16 protein-coding genes and 1 pseudogene are annotated in these 16790 nt (G+C 69.7%); 13 read left to right on the top strand and 4 right to left on the bottom strand.

The window, feature by feature from the left end:
- The 8 genes and pseudogenes from ACX80L_RS11705 to dnaE all read left to right on the top strand — a co-directional run bounded on the left by ACX80L_RS11705 (position 1) and on the right by dnaE (position 8776).
- Positions 1-750 (top strand): laccase domain-containing protein, encoded by a 750-nt coding sequence (locus tag ACX80L_RS11705; protein WP_133081663.1) that lies wholly within the window; start codon positions 1-3, stop codon positions 748-750.
- Positions 747-1508, top strand: a complete 762-nt coding sequence (locus ACX80L_RS11700) for a YggS family pyridoxal phosphate-dependent enzyme (protein ID WP_459289829.1) — start codon at positions 747-749, stop codon at positions 1506-1508. Before ACX80L_RS11705 ends, ACX80L_RS11700 begins: the two co-directional genes overlap by 4 nt.
- 96 nt (positions 1509-1604) lie before the next feature.
- Positions 1605-2126: a cell division protein SepF gene (locus tag ACX80L_RS11695; RefSeq protein ID WP_133081665.1), complete on the top strand. Its 522-nt coding sequence runs from the start codon at positions 1605-1607 to the stop codon at positions 2124-2126.
- A gap of 59 nt (positions 2127-2185) precedes the next feature.
- Complete coding sequence (locus ACX80L_RS11690) at positions 2186-2476, top strand: YggT family protein (RefSeq protein WP_133081666.1); 291 nt, start codon at positions 2186-2188, stop codon at positions 2474-2476.
- Between the two features lie 147 nt (positions 2477-2623).
- The gene (locus ACX80L_RS11685) at positions 2624-3277 is read left to right on the top strand and encodes a DivIVA domain-containing protein (protein ID WP_459289827.1); all 654 of its coding nucleotides are present in this window, start codon (positions 2624-2626) and stop codon (positions 3275-3277) included.
- 292 nt (positions 3278-3569) lie between these two features.
- Positions 3570-4076 (top strand): annotated as a pseudogene (gene lspA, locus ACX80L_RS11680) (signal peptidase II); the annotation flags it as partial.
- A gap of 121 nt (positions 4077-4197) precedes the next feature.
- Positions 4198-5133 (top strand): RluA family pseudouridine synthase, encoded by a 936-nt coding sequence (locus ACX80L_RS11675; protein ID WP_133081668.1) that lies wholly within the window; start codon positions 4198-4200, stop codon positions 5131-5133.
- A gap of 103 nt (positions 5134-5236) precedes the next feature.
- Positions 5237-8776, top strand: a complete 3540-nt coding sequence (dnaE, locus tag ACX80L_RS11670; RefSeq protein ID WP_459289825.1) for a DNA polymerase III subunit alpha — start codon at positions 5237-5239, stop codon at positions 8774-8776.
- 58 nt (positions 8777-8834) lie between these two features.
- Here the strand turns inward: dnaE and ACX80L_RS11665 are convergent, their stop codons facing one another.
- The gene (locus tag ACX80L_RS11665; RefSeq protein ID WP_244186205.1) at positions 8835-9362 is read right to left on the bottom strand and encodes a flavin reductase family protein; all 528 of its coding nucleotides are present in this window, start codon (positions 9360-9362) and stop codon (positions 8835-8837) included.
- Positions 9363-9497: 135 nt separating this feature from the next.
- On the opposite strand from ACX80L_RS11665, the gene ACX80L_RS11660 reads away from it, so the two are divergent.
- From ACX80L_RS11660 to nrdR, 3 genes are all read left to right on the top strand, one after another.
- A complete protein-coding gene (locus ACX80L_RS11660) occupies positions 9498-10025 on the top strand; it encodes a hypothetical protein (protein ID WP_133081669.1) in 528 nt (175 codons plus the stop codon).
- A 63-nt stretch (positions 10026-10088) separates the two neighbouring features.
- A complete protein-coding gene (gene hisD, locus ACX80L_RS11655) occupies positions 10089-11459 on the top strand; it encodes a histidinol dehydrogenase (RefSeq protein WP_459289823.1) in 1371 nt (456 codons plus the stop codon).
- 110 nt (positions 11460-11569) lie between these two features.
- Positions 11570-12067: a transcriptional regulator NrdR gene (gene nrdR, locus ACX80L_RS11650; protein WP_133081670.1), complete on the top strand. Its 498-nt coding sequence runs from the start codon at positions 11570-11572 to the stop codon at positions 12065-12067.
- A 131-nt stretch (positions 12068-12198) separates the two neighbouring features.
- Here the strand turns inward: nrdR and ppgK are convergent, their stop codons facing one another.
- Both ppgK and map read right to left on the bottom strand, forming a co-directional pair.
- On the bottom strand, positions 12199-13011 hold the full coding sequence (ppgK, locus tag ACX80L_RS11645; protein ID WP_133081671.1) for a polyphosphate--glucose phosphotransferase: 813 nt from the start codon (positions 13009-13011) through the stop codon (positions 12199-12201).
- Between the two features lie 82 nt (positions 13012-13093).
- Entirely contained in the window at positions 13094-13972 is an 879-nt protein-coding gene (map, locus tag ACX80L_RS11640) for a type I methionyl aminopeptidase (protein WP_459289821.1), read from the bottom strand.
- A gap of 98 nt (positions 13973-14070) precedes the next feature.
- On the opposite strand from map, the gene ACX80L_RS11635 reads away from it, so the two are divergent.
- Positions 14071-14232, top strand: a complete 162-nt coding sequence (locus ACX80L_RS11635) for an SPOR domain-containing protein (RefSeq protein WP_208740926.1) — start codon at positions 14071-14073, stop codon at positions 14230-14232.
- Between the two features lie 21 nt (positions 14233-14253).
- Here the strand turns inward: ACX80L_RS11635 and panB are convergent, their stop codons facing one another.
- Entirely contained in the window at positions 14254-15132 is an 879-nt protein-coding gene (panB, locus tag ACX80L_RS11630; RefSeq protein ID WP_459289818.1) for a 3-methyl-2-oxobutanoate hydroxymethyltransferase, read from the bottom strand.
- A gap of 300 nt (positions 15133-15432) precedes the next feature.
- Here panB and glnA point away from each other — a divergent pair, with 300 nt between their 5' ends.
- On the top strand, positions 15433-16773 hold the full coding sequence (gene glnA / locus ACX80L_RS11625) for a type I glutamate--ammonia ligase (RefSeq protein WP_133081675.1): 1341 nt from the start codon (positions 15433-15435) through the stop codon (positions 16771-16773).
- The last annotated feature ends 17 nt before the right edge of the window (positions 16774-16790 follow it).

Below are 16790 nucleotides of genomic sequence, written 5' to 3'. Positions count from 1 at the left end.
GTGGACGCAGCCGAAGGTCCCGGACGCACCTCCCCGTTCTACTGGAACGCGGAGGTGCGTCCGGGTCTCCGCGTCGCCTTCACCTCCGCGGCTGCCGGCAACCTCGCCCTCCACGTGGGGGATGCTCCGGACGCCGTCCGGGACAACAGGCGGGGGATCGAGGAAGCGCTGGGCGTCCCCGCGGGGTCACTCCGGTTCATGAGCCAGACCCATTCCGACCGGGTCGCCCTGGTCGCCGCCGGCGATCCCGTCCCCCCGGGCGCGGATGCGATGGTGTCCCTCGACGGCAGTGAGCCGCTGGCCGTTCTCGTCGCCGATTGCGTCCCGATCGTCCTCGCGGACGCGGCGGTCACCGACGGCGGTACGGGCGCCACGGCCGTCGTGCACGCGGGCCGTGCCGGTGTCGGCAACGGGATCGTCGAAGGTGCCGTCCGCCTGTTGCGGAGCCATGGTGCCCGGGACCTGGCAGCGTGGATCGGACCCTCGGTGTGCGGATCCTGCTACGAGGTGCCTGCCGGGATGATGGAGTCGATCGCGCTCACCGTCCCGGAGGCCGCGTCGCGGACGCCGACGGGAACGCCGGCGCTCGACCTCCCGGCGGCCGTCCAGCGCCAGCTCGAGCGGTCGTCCGTCCGGGCCCAGCGGGTCGAAGGGTGCGGCCCGGCCTGCACCCTGGAGAACCCGGGACTGTACTCGCACCGGCGGGAACCCGGAGCGGGCAGGATCGCCGGGCTGGTGTGGCGGGCATGAACTATCCGGTGGACGCATCGGGGCAGGACGGGAACCGCGCACGCGAGCTCGAGGCCCGCCTCGCCGCGGTCCGCGACCGCATCTCCGCTGCGGCGGTCGCCGCCCGGCGCGCGGAGCCCGAGCTCGTCGTGGTCACCAAGTACTTCCCCGCATCCGACGTGCGTATCCTGGCGGGCCTCGGCGTCACCGACGTGGGGGAGAACCGGGATCAGGAGGCCGCCGCGAAGGCAGCCGAACTCGAACCGCTCGGCCTGGCCTGGCACTTCATCGGCCAGCTGCAGACCAACAAGGCCAAGTCGGTGGTGCGCTACGCGCACAGCGTGCACTCCGTGGACCGGGCCCCGCTCGTGTCCGCGCTGGGCAGGGCCGTCGCCGTGGAGCAGGAGCGGCGGGCCGCAGCGGGGAGCAGCGCCCGGAGCGATCTCCACTGCTTCCTCCAGTTCACCCTCGACGAGGACGCCGGGTCCGGCGGCCGCGGAGGCGCCCTGCCGGAGGAGGCGGGTGCGCTGGCCGAGGCCGTCGCCGCCACGGACGGCCTCCGCCTGGCCGGAGTGATGGCTGTGGCGCCGCTCGGCGTCCCACCCGCACGGGCCTTCGCCCGACTCCTGGGGATCGCCGATGCCGTGCGTGCCGTGGATCCGGCCGCATCGGCCGTTTCGGCGGGCATGAGCGGCGATCTCGAGGACGCTGTGGCTGCCGGGGCGACACACCTGAGGATTGGTTCTGATGTCCTCGGTCCCCGTCCGGCCGTGGGGTAGCGTCGACGCTGTAACGGCGGCACGACGGGCAGTCGGGCCGGCCGCGTGCGGCACGGCCCCGGAGCCCACCAATCCACTTCCAGAACAGGAGTCACCATGGCTGGCGCACTGCGCAAGACGATGATCTACCTTGGGCTCGCCGACGGTGATGAGCACTACGAGCCCGAAACGAAAAGCGCGCACAGCAGGAACGAGGAATATTCAGTGGATTACGACCGCGACGAGCGTCACCTCGAGCCGGCTCCCGCCGTCACCCGGGTCGCTCCCGCCGAGGAGTACCGCGCCCCCGTGACACCGATCAAGCGTGCGCCGTCGTCCCGTGAGGACTCCGGCGCCCTGCGCCAGATCACCACGATCCACCCCCGGTCGTACAACGACGCGAAGCTGATCGGCGAGAGCTTCCGCGACGGCATCCCGGTCATCATGAATGTCACGGACATGGGCGAGGCCGATGCCAAGCGCCTCGTCGACTTCTCGGCGGGCCTCGTGTTCGGCCTCCACGGCAGCATCGAGCGCGTCACCAATAAGGTGTTCCTGCTGTCGCCGTCGTATATTGAAGTCCTCGGCGAGGACCTGAAGGCAAGCGAAGCGCAGACCAGCTTCTTCAACCAGAGCTGACCCCAGCGGCCTCCACGGTCGCCCCCGACCCATAAGGCCCGAAGGACTGGAACTGCTCTGTGAGTTTGGTATTCGCCCTGATCTACCTGGTACTGATGCTCTTCCAGCTCGCGCTGATCCTCCGGATCATCTACGACGCCGTGCAGGGGTTCGCCCGTGACTGGCGACCGCAGAAGCTCGCCCTCGTGCTCGCCTCGGGTGTCTACTCGGTGACCGATCCGCCCATCAAGGCCCTTCGCCGACTCATCCCGCCGCTTCGCCTCGGCGGCGTCCAGCTCGATCTCGCGTTCCTCGTGCTCTTCATCGTGGTGCTGATCCTGATGTCCGTGTCCGCCGGTCTCGCCGCCTAGCGTCCGAGTCCGTTTCGTGATGAAGTTCGAGAAGCTATACGCTGATTCACAGTCCGACGTGAGTCCAGCTGATCATGTCCGCAATTCGGTACCGCAGCCGTGCCCGCTCTTCCGGCGGACCGGCCTCTATCAGTATGAGGTGACCAGATGGCTTTGACGCCAGAAGACGTTGTCAACAAGAGGTTCCAGCCGACGAAGTTCCGCGAGGGCTACGACCAGGACGAGGTGGACGATTTCCTCGACGAGATCGTCGTGGAACTGCGCCGCCTGAACTCCGAGAACGAGGAACTGCGCCGCAAGCTCGCCGGCGAGTCCTCCGACACCTTGCAGTCCGGCGCAGTGCCTGCGCCGGTCGCCGCCAGCACCCAGACCGAGGACGTTCCCGCGGAGGACGAGGCGACCGCCGTTCCCGCCGCCGACGAGCCCAACCCGGCGCCTGCCCCGGCCGCGCCTGCAGCGACCTCACCCGCTGCTCCCGCGGCGTCCACCGATGCCGCCGCCGGCGTCCTCGCCATGGCGCAGCGCCTGCACGACGAGTACGTCAACGCAGGTGTCGAGCAGCGCGACAAGATCATCGCCGAGGCGCAGATCGAAGCCAGCGGCCTCGTCAACGACGCCGAGGAGAAGAGCCGCAAGACCCTCGGCGACCTCGAGGAGCAGAAAGCCGTGCTCGAGCACAAGGTCGAACAGCTCCGTGGCTTCGAGAGCGACTACCGTTCCCGCCTGAAGGCATACATCGAGGGCCAGCTCCGGGACCTCGACGCCCGCGGTTCGCTCGCGGCCGACGCGTCCGCGTCCTAGCAGGATGCCGGGTCCGACCGCCGTCGGACCAGGAGAAGGGCCGGTCGCCGGGGCCAGAACCCCGGGGGCCGGCCCTTTCGCCGTTCCAGCCGCCGCGCACCTCGGCGGACACCAGCGACTAGACCTTGGATACACCGTGAACGAGCACCAGCCGACCGATCCCACCCCTGAGCCGCGCCGAGCTCCGGAAACCACCCGGGAGTCCACCGCCCCGGAACGCAGGCCCAGCGACCCGGCGGACCACGGCGGCCCCGCAGCGGCGACCGCTGCCGAGCCGGGCCACGCCCGGCGGATCCCCGCGCGCTTCGGGATCGTGATGCTCCTGTGCACCCTTGTCGCCTACACGTTCGACCAGCTCACCAAGTGGTGGGTCGTGTCGACGATGACCGAGGGCCAGGTCACCGAGGTCCTGCCGCCCCTGCTCAACTGGCGGTTCATCCGCAACCCCGGAGCGGCGTTCTCCATCGGCACCGACTACACCTGGTTCTTCACCATCATCATGGTCGCTGTCGCCGTCGCCATCGTGCTGCAGGTCAGGAAGGTCGCCTCCTGGGGCTGGTCCGTGGCCCTGGGACTGGTCCTCGGCGGCGCCCTGGGCAACCTCACCGACCGGCTGCTCAGGGAACCCTCGTTCGGCCAGGGCCACGTGGTCGACTTCATCGCCCTGCCCAACTTCGCGATCTTCAACATCGCCGACTCCGCCGTCGTCAGCGGTGTGGTGCTGATCTGTCTCCTGACCCTGCGCGGGATCGGCATGGACGGCCGGCGCAGCACCGACGACGCAGGGAGCGCACCGGCCACTGCAGGGACCGCAGCGCCGGACAGGACGACGGACAGCACGACGGACAGCACGACGGACAGCACGCCGGACAGCACGCCGGACTCGGCGACCGGATCCGCGGACCGGGAGCGGGGCGACGATGCCCGCTGAGCGCCGGCAGCTCGTCATCCCCGAAGCCGACGGCGGCAGCCGCACCGACGCCGCGCTGGCACGGCTGCTGGACGCCTCCCGCTCCGCGGTCGCCCAGTGGTGTGCCGACGGCCGCGTGCACCGCGACGGGTCGCCGCTCGCGAAGTCCGACCGCGTGCACGCCGGCGACCGGATCGACGTCGACCTGCCGGATCCGGAGGACAAGCACCGCGTCATCCCCGAGGCCGTGGACGGCATGGGCATCCTGCTCGACGACGAGGATTTCGTCGTCGTGGACAAACCCGTCGGGGTCGCCGCCCACCCGTCCCCGGGCTGGGTCGGCCCCACCGTGGTCGGCGCACTCGCGGCGGCCGGGTACCGCATCTCGACCTCGGGGGCGCCCGAGCGCGTCGGGATCGTCCACCGGCTCGACGTCGGGACCTCCGGCGCGATGGTCGTCGCCAAGACCGAACCCGCCTACACGGCACTGAAGCGGGCCTTCAAGGAACGCACCGTCGACAAGGTGTACCACGCCGTCGTGCAGGGACTGCCCGAACCCCTCAAGGGCACGATCGACGCCCCGATCGGCCGCCACCCGCACCACGAATGGCGGTTCGCCGTCCTGGAGGGCGGGCGCGACTCCGTGACGCACTACGAGGTGCTCGAGGCCTTCGGCCGCGCGAGCCTCGTCGAGGTCCACCTCGAGACGGGCAGGACGCACCAGATCCGCGTGCACTTCTCCGCGCTGCGCCACCCCTGCGCCGGCGACCTCACCTACGGCGCCGACCCGCGGCTGGCGGCCGAGCTCGGGCTGACGCGACAGTGGCTGCACGCCCACCGGCTCGGCTTCGCCCACCCCCGGACGGGCGAACCGGTCACGGTCTCAAGCCCGTACCCCGTGGACCTGGCCTACGCACTGACCGCCCTCTCCACCGGGCTGGTGTGACACGCCCGGGCGAGCCGCGAGGACACGCCGGAGCGACCTCGGGAGACAGTCCCGAGCCCGCCCCGCGACGGCCGGGCAGGTCCCGGAGCACTAGACTTGGCGGGTGGCTACTCCTGCATCGACCGACTCGTTCGTCCATCTCCACAACCACACCGAGTACTCGATGCTCGACGGCGCGGCCCGCCTGACGGACCTGTTCAGCCACACCGAGGAACTCGGGATGAGCGCCCTCGCCACGACGGACCACGGATTCGTCTTCGGCGCCTTCGACTTCTGGAGCAAGGCGAAGAGCGCCGGCATCAAGCCCATCATCGGCGTCGAGGCATACCTCACGCCGGGGACCGCGCGCAACGACCGCACGCGCGTGCAGTGGGGCGGCGGCGGGCGCGACGACGTCTCGGGCGCCGGAGCGTACACGCACATGACACTGTGGTCCGAGACCACCGAGGGCATGCACAACCTGTTCCGGATGTCGTCGCTCGCCTCCCTCGAGGGCTACCTGTACAAGCCCCGCATGGACCGCGACCTCCTCCAGACCTACGGCAAGGGCCTCATCGCGACCACGGGCTGCCCCTCCGGCGAGGTGCAGACGAAGCTCCGCCTCGGCCTGTACGACGAGGCGAAGCAGGCGGCCTCGGACTTCCGCGACATCTTCGGCGCCGAGAACTACTTCTGCGAACTGATGGACCACGGGCTCGACATCGAGCGCAACGTCAAGGCGGACCTGATCAAGCTCGCCCGGGAGCTCGGCCTGCCGCTCGTCGCCACCAACGACCTCCACTACACCCACGCCGAGGACTCCAAGGCCCACGCGGCGCTGCTCTGCGTGCAGTCGGGATCAACCCTCGCCGACCCCAAGCGGTTCAAGTTCGATGCCGACGAGTTCTACCTCAAATCGCCGGCCGAGATGCGGGCGATCTTCCGGGACTTCCCCGATGCCTGCGACAACACGCTGCTCATCGCCGAGCGGTGCGACGTCGACTTCAACACCAAGGCCAACTACATGCCGCGGTTCCCGGTCCCCGAGGGCGAGAACGAGCAGTCCTGGTTCGTCAAGGAGGTCGAGACCGGGCTGCAGTACCGCTACCCGGCCGGCGTGCCCGACGACGTCCGCAAGCAGGCGGAGTTCGAGGTCGGCGTCATCACCCAGATGGGCTTCCCGGGGTACTTCCTCGTGGTGGCCGACTTCATCAACTGGGCCAAGAACAACGGCATCCGGGTGGGTCCGGGCCGAGGATCCGGTGCGGGCTCCATGGTGGCGTACGCCATGCGCATCACCGACCTCGACCCCCTCAAGCACGGCCTCATCTTCGAGCGGTTCCTGAACCCCGAGCGCGTCTCCATGCCCGACTTCGACGTCGACTTCGATGATCGGCGCCGCTCCGAGGTCATCCGCTACGTGACGGAGAAGTACGGCGACGAGCGCGTGGCCATGATCGTCACGTACGGCACCATCAAGGCCAAGCAGGCCCTCAAGGACTCCTCCCGGGTCATGGGCTACCCGTTCTCCACCGGGGAGCGCCTCACTAAGGCCATGCCGCCGGACGTCATGGGCAAGGGCCTCGCCCTCGCGGACGTCCACAACAAGGACGCCAAGCGCTTCTCCGAGGCGGAGGAGCTGCGGGAGCTCCTCAAGTCCGACGCCGACTCGGCGAAGGTCTTCGAGACCGCCCTCGGCCTCGAGGGGCTCAAGCGGCAGTGGGGCGTGCACGCGGCGGGCGTCATCATGTCCTCCGACCCCCTGATCGACATCATCCCGATCATGCGCCGTGAGCAGGACGGCCAGATCATCACCCAGTTCGACTACCCCACGTGCGAGGGGCTCGGACTGATCAAGATGGACTTCCTCGGCCTGAGGAACCTGACGATCATCACGGACGCCGTCGAGAACATCACGGCGAACAAGGGCGTGGACCTCGTCCTAGAGGACCTCGAGCTCGATGACAAGGAGTCCTACGAGCTCCTGGCGCGCGGGGACACCCTCGGCGTCTTCCAGCTCGACGGCGGCCCCATGCGGTCCCTGCTGAAGCTCATGCGCCCCGACAACTTCGAGGACATCTCCGCCGTCCTGGCGCTGTACCGGCCGGGACCCATGGGGGTGAACTCGCACACGAACTACGCGCTGCGCAAGAACGGCCTGCAGGACATCGAGCCGATCCACCCCGAACTCGAGGGACCGCTCGAGGAGATCCTCGGCGGGACGTACGGCCTGATCGTGTACCAGGAGCAGGTCATGTCGGCCGCGCAGAAACTGGCGAACTTCACGCTCGGCCAGGCGGACATGCTCCGCCGCGCCATGGGCAAGAAGAAGAAGTCCGAGCTGGACAAGCAGCAGGCCGACTTCTTCGCCGGCATGAAGTCCAACGGCTACTCCCAGGCGGCGATGGACAAGCTCTGGACCGTGCTGGAGTCCTTCTCCGACTATGCCTTCAACAAGGCGCACACCGCGGCCTACGGGCTCGTGTCCTACTGGACGGCCTACCTCAAGGCGCACTACCCCGCGGAGTACATGGCGGCCCTGCTCACCAGCGTCGGTGACGACAAGGACAAGCTGGCCATCTACCTCAACGAGTGCCGCCGCATGGGCATCACCGTCCTGCCGCCGGACGTCAACGAGTCCAGCGTCAACTTCACCCCGGTGGGCAAGGACATCCGCTTCGGCATGGGTGCCATCCGCAACGTCGGCGCGAACGTCGTCGGCGCCATGGTCGGTGCCCGTGAGGAGAAGGGTGCGTTCACGTCCTTCAGCGACTTCCTGCAGAAGGTGCCCGCCGTCGTCTGCAACAAGCGCACCATCGAATCGCTCATCAAGGCCGGCGCGTTCGACTCGCTCCGCCATCCACGGCGCGCCCTCGCGATGATCCACGAGGAGGCCGTGGACTCGGTGATCGTCCTCAAGCGCAACGAGGCGGCGAACCAGTTCGACCTCTTCAGCGCGTTCGACGACGCCGGGGGCTCCGTGGGCGGCCTGTCCGTCGAGGTGCCGGACCTGCCCGAGTGGGACAAGAAGGACAAGCTGGCCTTCGAGCGCGACATGCTCGGCCTCTACGTCTCGGACCACCCCCTGCAGGGGCTCGAGGGCATCCTCGGCCAGCACGCCGACTCGTCGATCCCGTCGATCATCAGCGAGGAGGGTCCGGCGGACGGGGCGATCGTCACGATCGCCGGCATGATCACGTCCCTGCAGCGCAGGATCGCGAAGAACAGCGGCAACGCGTATGCGCGGGCGGAGGTCGAGGACCTCGCCGGATCCATGGAGGTCATGTTCTTCGGCCAGGTGTACGGGCCCATCTCGGCCGTGCTGGCGGAGGACCTCATCGTGGTGGTCCGGGGTCGGCTGCAGCGCCGGGACGACGGCGCCGTGATGCTCAACGCGCAGGAACTGACGGTGCCTGACCTCAGCGAGGGGCACTCGGGTCCCGTGGTGATCTCCATGCTGCAGCACAAGGCCACGGAGACCGCGGTCACCGCGCTCGGCGACGTGCTGAGGACGCACCCGGGCACGAGCGAGGTCCTGATCAGGCTCAGCGGCTCCCGCAAGGTCGAGGTGATGAAGCTCGGCGTCGACCTGCGGGTCAATCCGACGCCGGGGCTCTTCGGCGACCTGAAGGTGCTGCTGGGACCTGCCTGCCTGGACGCCTGATCCCGCATGCGGGTCGTCCGGCGCTCACTGGAAGTACCGGACGGCGCGGGCAGGACGCCTAGATGACGTAGTCGGTGGCCGTCGGCGTACCGTAACTGCCGCCGTGGTAGAGCAGGGGAGCGCCGTCGGGTCCGATGTTCCCGGCGATCACCTCGGCGACGACGACCGCGTTGTTCTCGAAGGAGAGGCGCATGCTGATGCGGCCGACGAGCCACCCGGCGACGTCCTTGAGGATCGGCACGCCCTCGGTCCCGGCCTCCCAGTGGTCGCCGGTGAACCGGTCCTTGGTGCGGGCGAAGCGGTTGGCCAGGCCTTCGTTCTCCGTGCTGAGCATGTGGACCCCCACGAAGTTCGTGTTCGCGACGGCGGGCCACGAGGAGGACGTGCGGGCCATGTTGAAGGAGAACCGCGGCGGCTCGGCGGACAGCGACGCGACGGACGTCGCGGTGAAACCGTAGGGGACGCCGTCGTAGGTCGCCGTGATGATGGCCACGCCGGCGGCATGGCGGCGGAAGACCTCGCGGAACGACTCGCCGTGGAGTTCGGCGGACTGCAGGCCTGCCGGCGCGGTGCTGGGGTTGTTCACGTGGTTCCTCCGGGGATCGACGGCGGTGGACAACGCGGTGCGGATGGGCCGGTCCGAGGCGGACGGCTGTTCACGCTGCCACCCCCACACTAGGCGCGTGCCCGGGGCGAGGAGTGGTTTGTTAATGTAGAAGTCATGCGCGCTGACGAGGAGCCGGACACCGGATCAAGCAACTATCCGCCTCCGGTCTATGCGGTGGCAGAGGACCGGCGCTCGGTGCCGCCGGCGGGCGTGTTCTGGTGGCTCGGTTCGACGATCCTGCTCGGTGCGGTCGTCGGCGCGGGCTGGTGGCTCCTTGCCCCCACGGGGCGGCTCTTCGGCGATCCGGCGTCGGCGGACCAGTGGCTGCTCCGCGATCTCACCCTCGCCGGTCTGGAGTTCGTGGCCGGTATCGCCGTGGGGACCGTCGTCGCCCTGCGGCTCGGGCTGCCGGGAGTTGTGGCGCGCATCGTGGCCGCCGTCGGAGGGTCGATCCTCGGATCCGTCCTCGCACTCGCGGTCGGCGAGGGTCTCGCCTTTCTGTTCGGACCCCACGGGCGTGCCGAGCTGCCCGGGTCCGATTTCGTCCTCCAGTCCTACGGCGCCCTCCTGATCTGGCCGGCCGTCGCCGCCCTCATCATCTTCGCCACGGCCCTGATCGGCCTGGCGCGCCGGCGGTCCTGACCTCGGGCGGCGTCCCCGCCCGATCCGCAGCAGCTCCGCCCGGGGTCCCGGTAGACTCTCAGGGTGAATCCAGCGCCCAGCAGCTTCCCGACCGTCGGCTTCCGCACCATCGACCTGCGCGGGCGGGCGCTGTCGCCGGGTGAGCTCAAGCGGGCCATGCCGCGCGCTGCCGCCAGCGCCCACTCGTCGGAGGCGGCCGTCCAGGCCATCATCGACGACGTCCGCGCGCGGGGCGTCGACGCCCTCCGGGACCTCGCACGACGGTTCGACGGCGTGGAGCAGGAGCACCCGCGCGTGCCGGCCGAGGTCATCGGGGCGGCAGTCGCGGGGCTCGACCCCGAAGTGCGGACGGCGCTGGAGGAGGCCATCCGGCGTGCGCGCATCTTCGCGTCCGCCCAGGTCCCCACGGACGTCGAGGTCGAGGTCGCGCCCGGCGCCCGCCTCACGCACAAGTGGATCCCGGTCCACCGTGTGGGCCTGTACGTCCCGGGCGGGCTCGCTGTCTACCCGTCGTCGGTGGTGATGAACGTGGTGCCGGCGCAGGCAGCCGGCGTCGGGTCGATCGCCCTCGCCTCACCCCCGCAGAAGGAGTTCGGCGGCTGGCCCCACCCGGTCATCCTCGCCGCGGCGTCCATGCTCGGCATCACCGAGGTGTATGCGATCGGCGGGGCCCAGGCCGTCGCCGCCCTGGCCTACGGGATCGCGGGGACGGCGGACGGCTCCGCGCAGCCGGCCATCGAGCCGGTCGACGTCATCACCGGACCCGGCAACGTCTTCGTCGCCACGGCCAAACGCCTGGTCCGCGGGCGGGTCGGTATCGACTCGGAGGCAGGGACCACGGAGATCGCGGTCCTCGCCGATGCGACGGCCGACGCCGACCTCGTGGCAGCGGACCTCGTGAGCCAGGCCGAACATGATCCGCAGGCCGCGTCCGTCCTGATCACGGATTCCGAGCAGCTCGCGGCCGCCGTCGTCGAGGCCCTCCGGTCCCGGGTCGCCCGGACGCGCCACGCCGAGCGGGTCCTCACGGCCCTCTCGGGGCCGCAGTCCGGCGTGGTCCTCGTCGACGACATGGACCACGGCATCGCCGTCTGCGACGCCTATGCCGCCGAGCACCTCGAGATCCAGACCGCTGATGCCAGAGCCGTGGCGGGACGGATCCGGAGTGCGGGCGCCGTCTTCATCGGCAGCTACAGCCCGGTCAGCCTCGGCGACTACTGCGCGGGGTCCAACCACGTCCTGCCGACGGGCGGGACCGCGGCCTTCGCGTCCGGCCTGAACGTCACGACGTTCCTGCGTGCCGTGCAGCTCGTCGACTACGACCGCGAGGCGCTGCGGGAGGTGGCGACGTCGATCGTGGCGCTGTCGGCCGCGGAGAACCTGCCCGCGCACGGCGAGGCGGTCACGGCGCGCTTCCCGACGGCTGGCTCCTGAAGCCCCGGATCGCTCCTCCAGCACTACATGTGGTAATTACAGGATTGTTGTTTCACCACATCTAGTCCTAAAATGGGCAGGACGACCATCAGCGAGCGGGAGGGGAAGCCGTGTACTGTCCGTACTGCCGCAACCCCGACTCCCGGGTGGTCGACAGCCGCCTCGGGGACGACGGGTCGGCCATCCGCCGCCGCCGCCAGTGCCCCCAGTGCGGCCGCCGCTTCAGCACCGTGGAGACCACGAGCCTCAGCGTGATCAAGCGCTCGGGTGCGGGGGAGCCGTTCAGCCGGATGAAGATCATCAACGGCGTGCGGAAGGCCTGCCAGGGCAGGCCCGTCACGGAGGACGACCTGGCGCTCCTCGCCCAGGAGGTCGAGGAGAACGTCCGTGCCAGCGGCGTCGCCGAGATCGATGCGCACGAGGTGGGACTGGCGATCCTGAAACCCCTGCGGAAGCTCGACCAGATCGCATACCTGCGGTTCGCCAGCGTGTACCAGGGCTTCGAGTCGCTCGAGGACTTCGAGGATGCCATCGAGACCCTCCGCGAGCAGGCGAAGGACAACGAGCGCGTCCCCTCCGGGGCGCAACGGCCGTTGACAGCGCAATAGCGCACCGAAGACCCCGGTGGTGGCTGCGGAGGGGAAGCCGACGCCACCACCGGTTCCACGTCCGCCCGGAGGGGCAGGACAGACAGCAGGAGCCCGGTACGGATCCGTACCGGGCTCCTGCTGTGACGGGGTCAGACCGTCGGGCTGAAGAGCAGGGCGGCCTGCAGCGCCCCGCCCACGATCCCTGCGTGGTTCTTGAGCTGCGCCGGGATGATCGGCGTGCGGAGCTGCAGCGCCGGCAGGTATTCGCTGCTCCGCTTCGAGATGCCGCCGCCGACGATGAACAGTTCGGGGGAGAAGAGGAACTCGACGTGCGAGAAGTAGCGCTGCAGGCGGACGGCGTACTCGTCCCAGCCGATGCCGTCACGCTCACGGGCCACCGCTGATGCCTTCGTCTCCGCGTCGTGCCCGTCGATCTCCAGGTGGCCGAGTTCGGCGTTGGGCACCAGCCTGCCGTCGAAGATGAACGCCGATCCGATGCCCGTGCCGAGGGTGATGACCAGGACGGTGCCCAGCTTCCCCTTGCCGGCTCCGTAGCGGACCTCGGCGAGCCCGGCGGCGTCGGCGTCGTTGATCACGTGCACGTCCCGGCCGAGCACCCGGGTGAACAGGGCGTCGACGTCGGTATCGACCCAGCTCTTGTCCACGTTCGCCGCGGACCGAGCGACACCGTGCTGGATGATGGCCGGGAAGGTGACACCGACGGGCACGTCGGCTCCCGGCCCCTCGGGCCGGGAGGACAGCTCCGCGACGATCTGGGCGACCACGTCGGCGACGGCCTCGGGCGTGGAGGGCTTCGGCGTCGGGATGCGGTAGCGCTCACCGACGATCACGCCCTTCTCGAGGTCGACGATGCCGCCCTTGATGCCGGTGCCGCCGATGTCGACGCCGATGACGGTCGCGGGGAGCTTCTTCGATTTTTTCTTGTCGGTGTCCTTGGCCATGATTCTCCGTTGAAGGGTGGACCGGCGCGAGCCGGGATGAGGGTACTGCAGCGTACGGGCAGGGGTCCGCGGGGTGGCTGCGCTAGGGCAGGGTCAGGACCTCCGCGCCGCGGTCGGTGACAACGAGTGTGTGCTCGAACTGCGCTGTCCTCTTCCGGTCCTTCGTGACGACGGTCCAGTCGTCCGCCCACATGGTCCAGTCGATGGTCCCGAGCGTCAGCATCGGTTCGATGGTGAAGACCATCCCCGGCTCGATGACGCGATTGTGGGCGGGGGCGGCGTCGTAGTGCGGGATGATCAGGCCCGTGTGGAACGCTTCTCCGACGCCGTGCCCGGTGAAGTCACGGACAACACCATAACCGAAGCGCTTCGCGTAGGACTCGATGGCGCGTCCTATGACATTGATCTCGCGCCCCGGCGCGACCACACGGATCGCCCGGTTCAGGGATTCCTCGGTCCGTTCGACGAGGAGGCGGGACTCCTCGTCCACGTCGCCGATGCAGAACGTGTAGTTGGTGTCCCCGTGGACGCCGTCCTTGTAGGCCGTGATGTCGATGTTGAGGATGTCGCCGTCCTCGATCACGGTCGAGTCCGGGATGCCGTGGCAGATGACCTCGTTCAGCGATGAGCACAGCGACTTCGGGAAGCCGCGGTAGCCCAGCGTGGACGGGTAGGCCCCGTGGTCGAGGAGGAACTCGTGGCCGACGCGGTCCAGCTGGTCGGTGGTCACGCCGGGCTTCGCCGCTCGGCCCACCTCCACGATGGCCTGCGCGGCGATCCGCGCGGCGATGCGGATCTTCTCGATGGTCTCGGGCGTCTTGACCTCGGATCCGGTGAAGGGGGCGGGCGCCGTGCGGCCCACGTACTCTGGGCGGGCGATGCCGGAGGGGACGGGGCGCTGCGGCGAGACGGTGCCGGGGGTCAGGGTCCCGACGGGAGCGGTGGCGGAGGACTGGGGCATACCCTTGATCCTATAGCGGGCCGGGTCGGCCTCCCCGAGGGGGCCGTCGGCCGGATCACCGGGTGACATCGCCCCTGCCCTGGATCTAGGAGGTCGACGTGACGGAGTACTGGTTCAACGTGCGCACGCACGAGGTGGAGGAGGACCGGCAGTCGGACTGGTCCCAGCTGATCGGGCCGTACGCCACGAGGGCCGAGGCGGAGAAGGCCCTCGAGAAGGTCCAGCAGCGCAACGACGCGTGGGACCAGGACGACGACTGAGGCCCTCGCCTCCGGACGCCGCTAGAAGGTGTGCTCCGGGCCGGGGAACGTGCCGGCCCGGACCTCGTCCGCGTACGCCCTGGCGGCATCCGAGAGGACGGTCCGCAGGTCCGCGTACTGCTTGACGAACGTCGCCTGCCGGCCGCCGCGCAGCCCGGCCATGTCCTGCCAGACCAGTACCTGGCCCGTCGTGCCGGCGCCGGCGCCGATGCCGACCGTCGGGACGCGCACGGCCGCGTCGACGGCGTCCGCCGTCTCCGCCGGCACCATCTCCATCAGCACGCAGAACGCTCCGGCGTCCGCGAGGGCGACGGCGTCGTCGACGATGCGACGGGAGGCGTCCCCGCGGCCCTGGACCCGGTAGCCGCCGAGTGCATGCTCGCTCTGCGGGGTGAAGCCGATGTGGGCCATCACCGGGATGCCCGCCCGGACGAGGGCGCGCACCGTGTCCGCGTAGTCCGCGCCGCCCTCCATCTTCACGGCGTGGACGAGGCCCTCCTTCAGGAGGCGGACGGAGGATTCGACGGCCTGCTGGGGGGACACCTCGTAACTGCCGAAGGGCAGGTCCGCCACGACGAGGGCGCGTGTCGTGGCCCTGCTCACGGCGCGGCTGAACAGGATCATCTCGTCGAGGGTGATCGGCAGCGTGGTGGCGTGGCCCAGGACGTTGTTCGCGGCCGAGTCGCCCACGAGGAGCACCTCGATCCCGGCCTCGTCGAACACCTGCGCGGCGTACTGGTCGTACGCCGTCAGCATGGCGAAGCGCGCGCCCTGGTCCTTGGCCTGCTGCAGATGATGGATCCGGACCCGGCCCGGCCGTTTCGACCCGCTCGCGGTCCCCGGGGTCGACGGCGCGGCTGCTCCCCCTCCGTAGGGGGCTGGCAATTCGGCGGAAGTCATGCCACGAGACTAGCGGACCACGGCCCCGCCTCCCGGCCGTGACCCGTCCGTCCCGGGCGGGATGGACCGTACCTGCGCACCGTGTAACCGCGCGTTAATCTCGGCACGCCAGAATGGGCGGAGCCGTCGCCGCCCGCGCAGGTCAGTAGAGTGAGGACGGCAGGCGCACGCGTGCCCGGCGGCACCGAGGTACCGCCGCCGCGGCGCGCCGACGTGAGCCGACGTGAGCGACGTCGGGCATGGACAGCCCGCTGCCCCGACGGGGCGGCCCGGGGAACGAGACAAGGAATGAGGGTGGTCATGGACCGGCAGCAGGAGTTCGTACTGCGGACGATCGAGGAGCGCGACGTGCGCTACGTACGCCTGTGGTTCACCGACGTGGTCGGCTCGCTGAAGTCCGTCGCCCTCGCCCCGGCGGAAGTGGAGGGCGCCTTCGAGGAGGGCCTCGGTTTCGACGGGTCCTCGATCGAGGGCCTGGCCCGTGTCTACGAGTCGGACATGCTGGCCCAGCCCGACCCGTCGACCTTCCAGATCCTGCCCTGGCGCGGCGACAAGGAGCAGACGTCGCGCATGTTCTGCGACATCCTGACGCCGGACGGGCAGCCCTCCACCGCCGACCCGCGGGGAGTCCTCAAGAAGACCCTGGCGAAGGCCGCGGACATGGGGTTCACCTGCTACACCCACCCGGAGATCGAGTTCTACCTGCTCAAGTCCGCGGAACTCGGCCCCGACGGGCAGCCCGTCCCGGTGGACTCCGCCGGCTACTTCGACCACGTCCCCGGCGGCGTGGCCCAGGACTTCCGCCGCACCGCCGTGGCGATGCTCGAGTCCGTGGGCATCTCCGTCGAGTTCAGCCACCACGAGGCCGGGCCGGGGCAGAACGAGATCGACCTGCGCTACGCCGACGCGCTGCAGACCGCGGACAACATCATGACGTTCCGCACGATCATCAAGGAGGTGGCGCTCACCTCCGGCAGCTACGCGACGTTCATGCCCAAGCCCTTCTCGGAACATCCGGGCTCGGGCATGCACACCCACTTCTCCCTGTTCGAGGGCGACACCAACGCCTTCTACGAGGCGGGCGCGGAGTTCCAGCTCTCGCAGACCGCCCGCCAGTTCATCGCGGGCATCCTGCGCCATGCCCCGGAGTTCACGGCCGTGACCAACCAGTTCGTCAACTCCTTCAAGCGGCTCTGGGGCGGTGGCGAGGCTCCCAGCTACCTCTCGTGGGGCCACAACAACCGCTCCGCCCTGGTGCGCGTACCGCTGTACAAGCCCAACAAGGGGCAGTCCGCGCGCATCGAGTACCGGGGCATCGACTCGGCGAGCAATCCCTACCTCGCCTACTCCGTGCTGCTCGGCGCAGGGCTCAAGGGCATCGAGGAGGGGTACGAACTCCCGCCCGCCGCCGAGGACGACGTGTGGAGCCTGACCGCGGCGGAGCGCCGCGCGATGGGACACGACCCGCTGCCCGCGAGCCTGCACGACGCGATCCGCGTCATGGAGGATTCGGAGCTCGTCGCCGACATCCTCGGGGAGCAGGTGTTCGAGAACTTCCTGCGGAACAAGCGCGCGGAGTGGCACGACTACCGGATCCAGGTGACCCCGTACGAGCTGCGCCGCAACCTCAACATCCTCTAGGCCGCCCGCGGCTTGGC

It is taken from the genome of Arthrobacter sp. MDT1-48-3, assembly GCF_054511015.1.
Note: the sequence above shows the minus strand (reverse complement) of the source record. Positions and strands in the feature narration are given on the sequence as shown.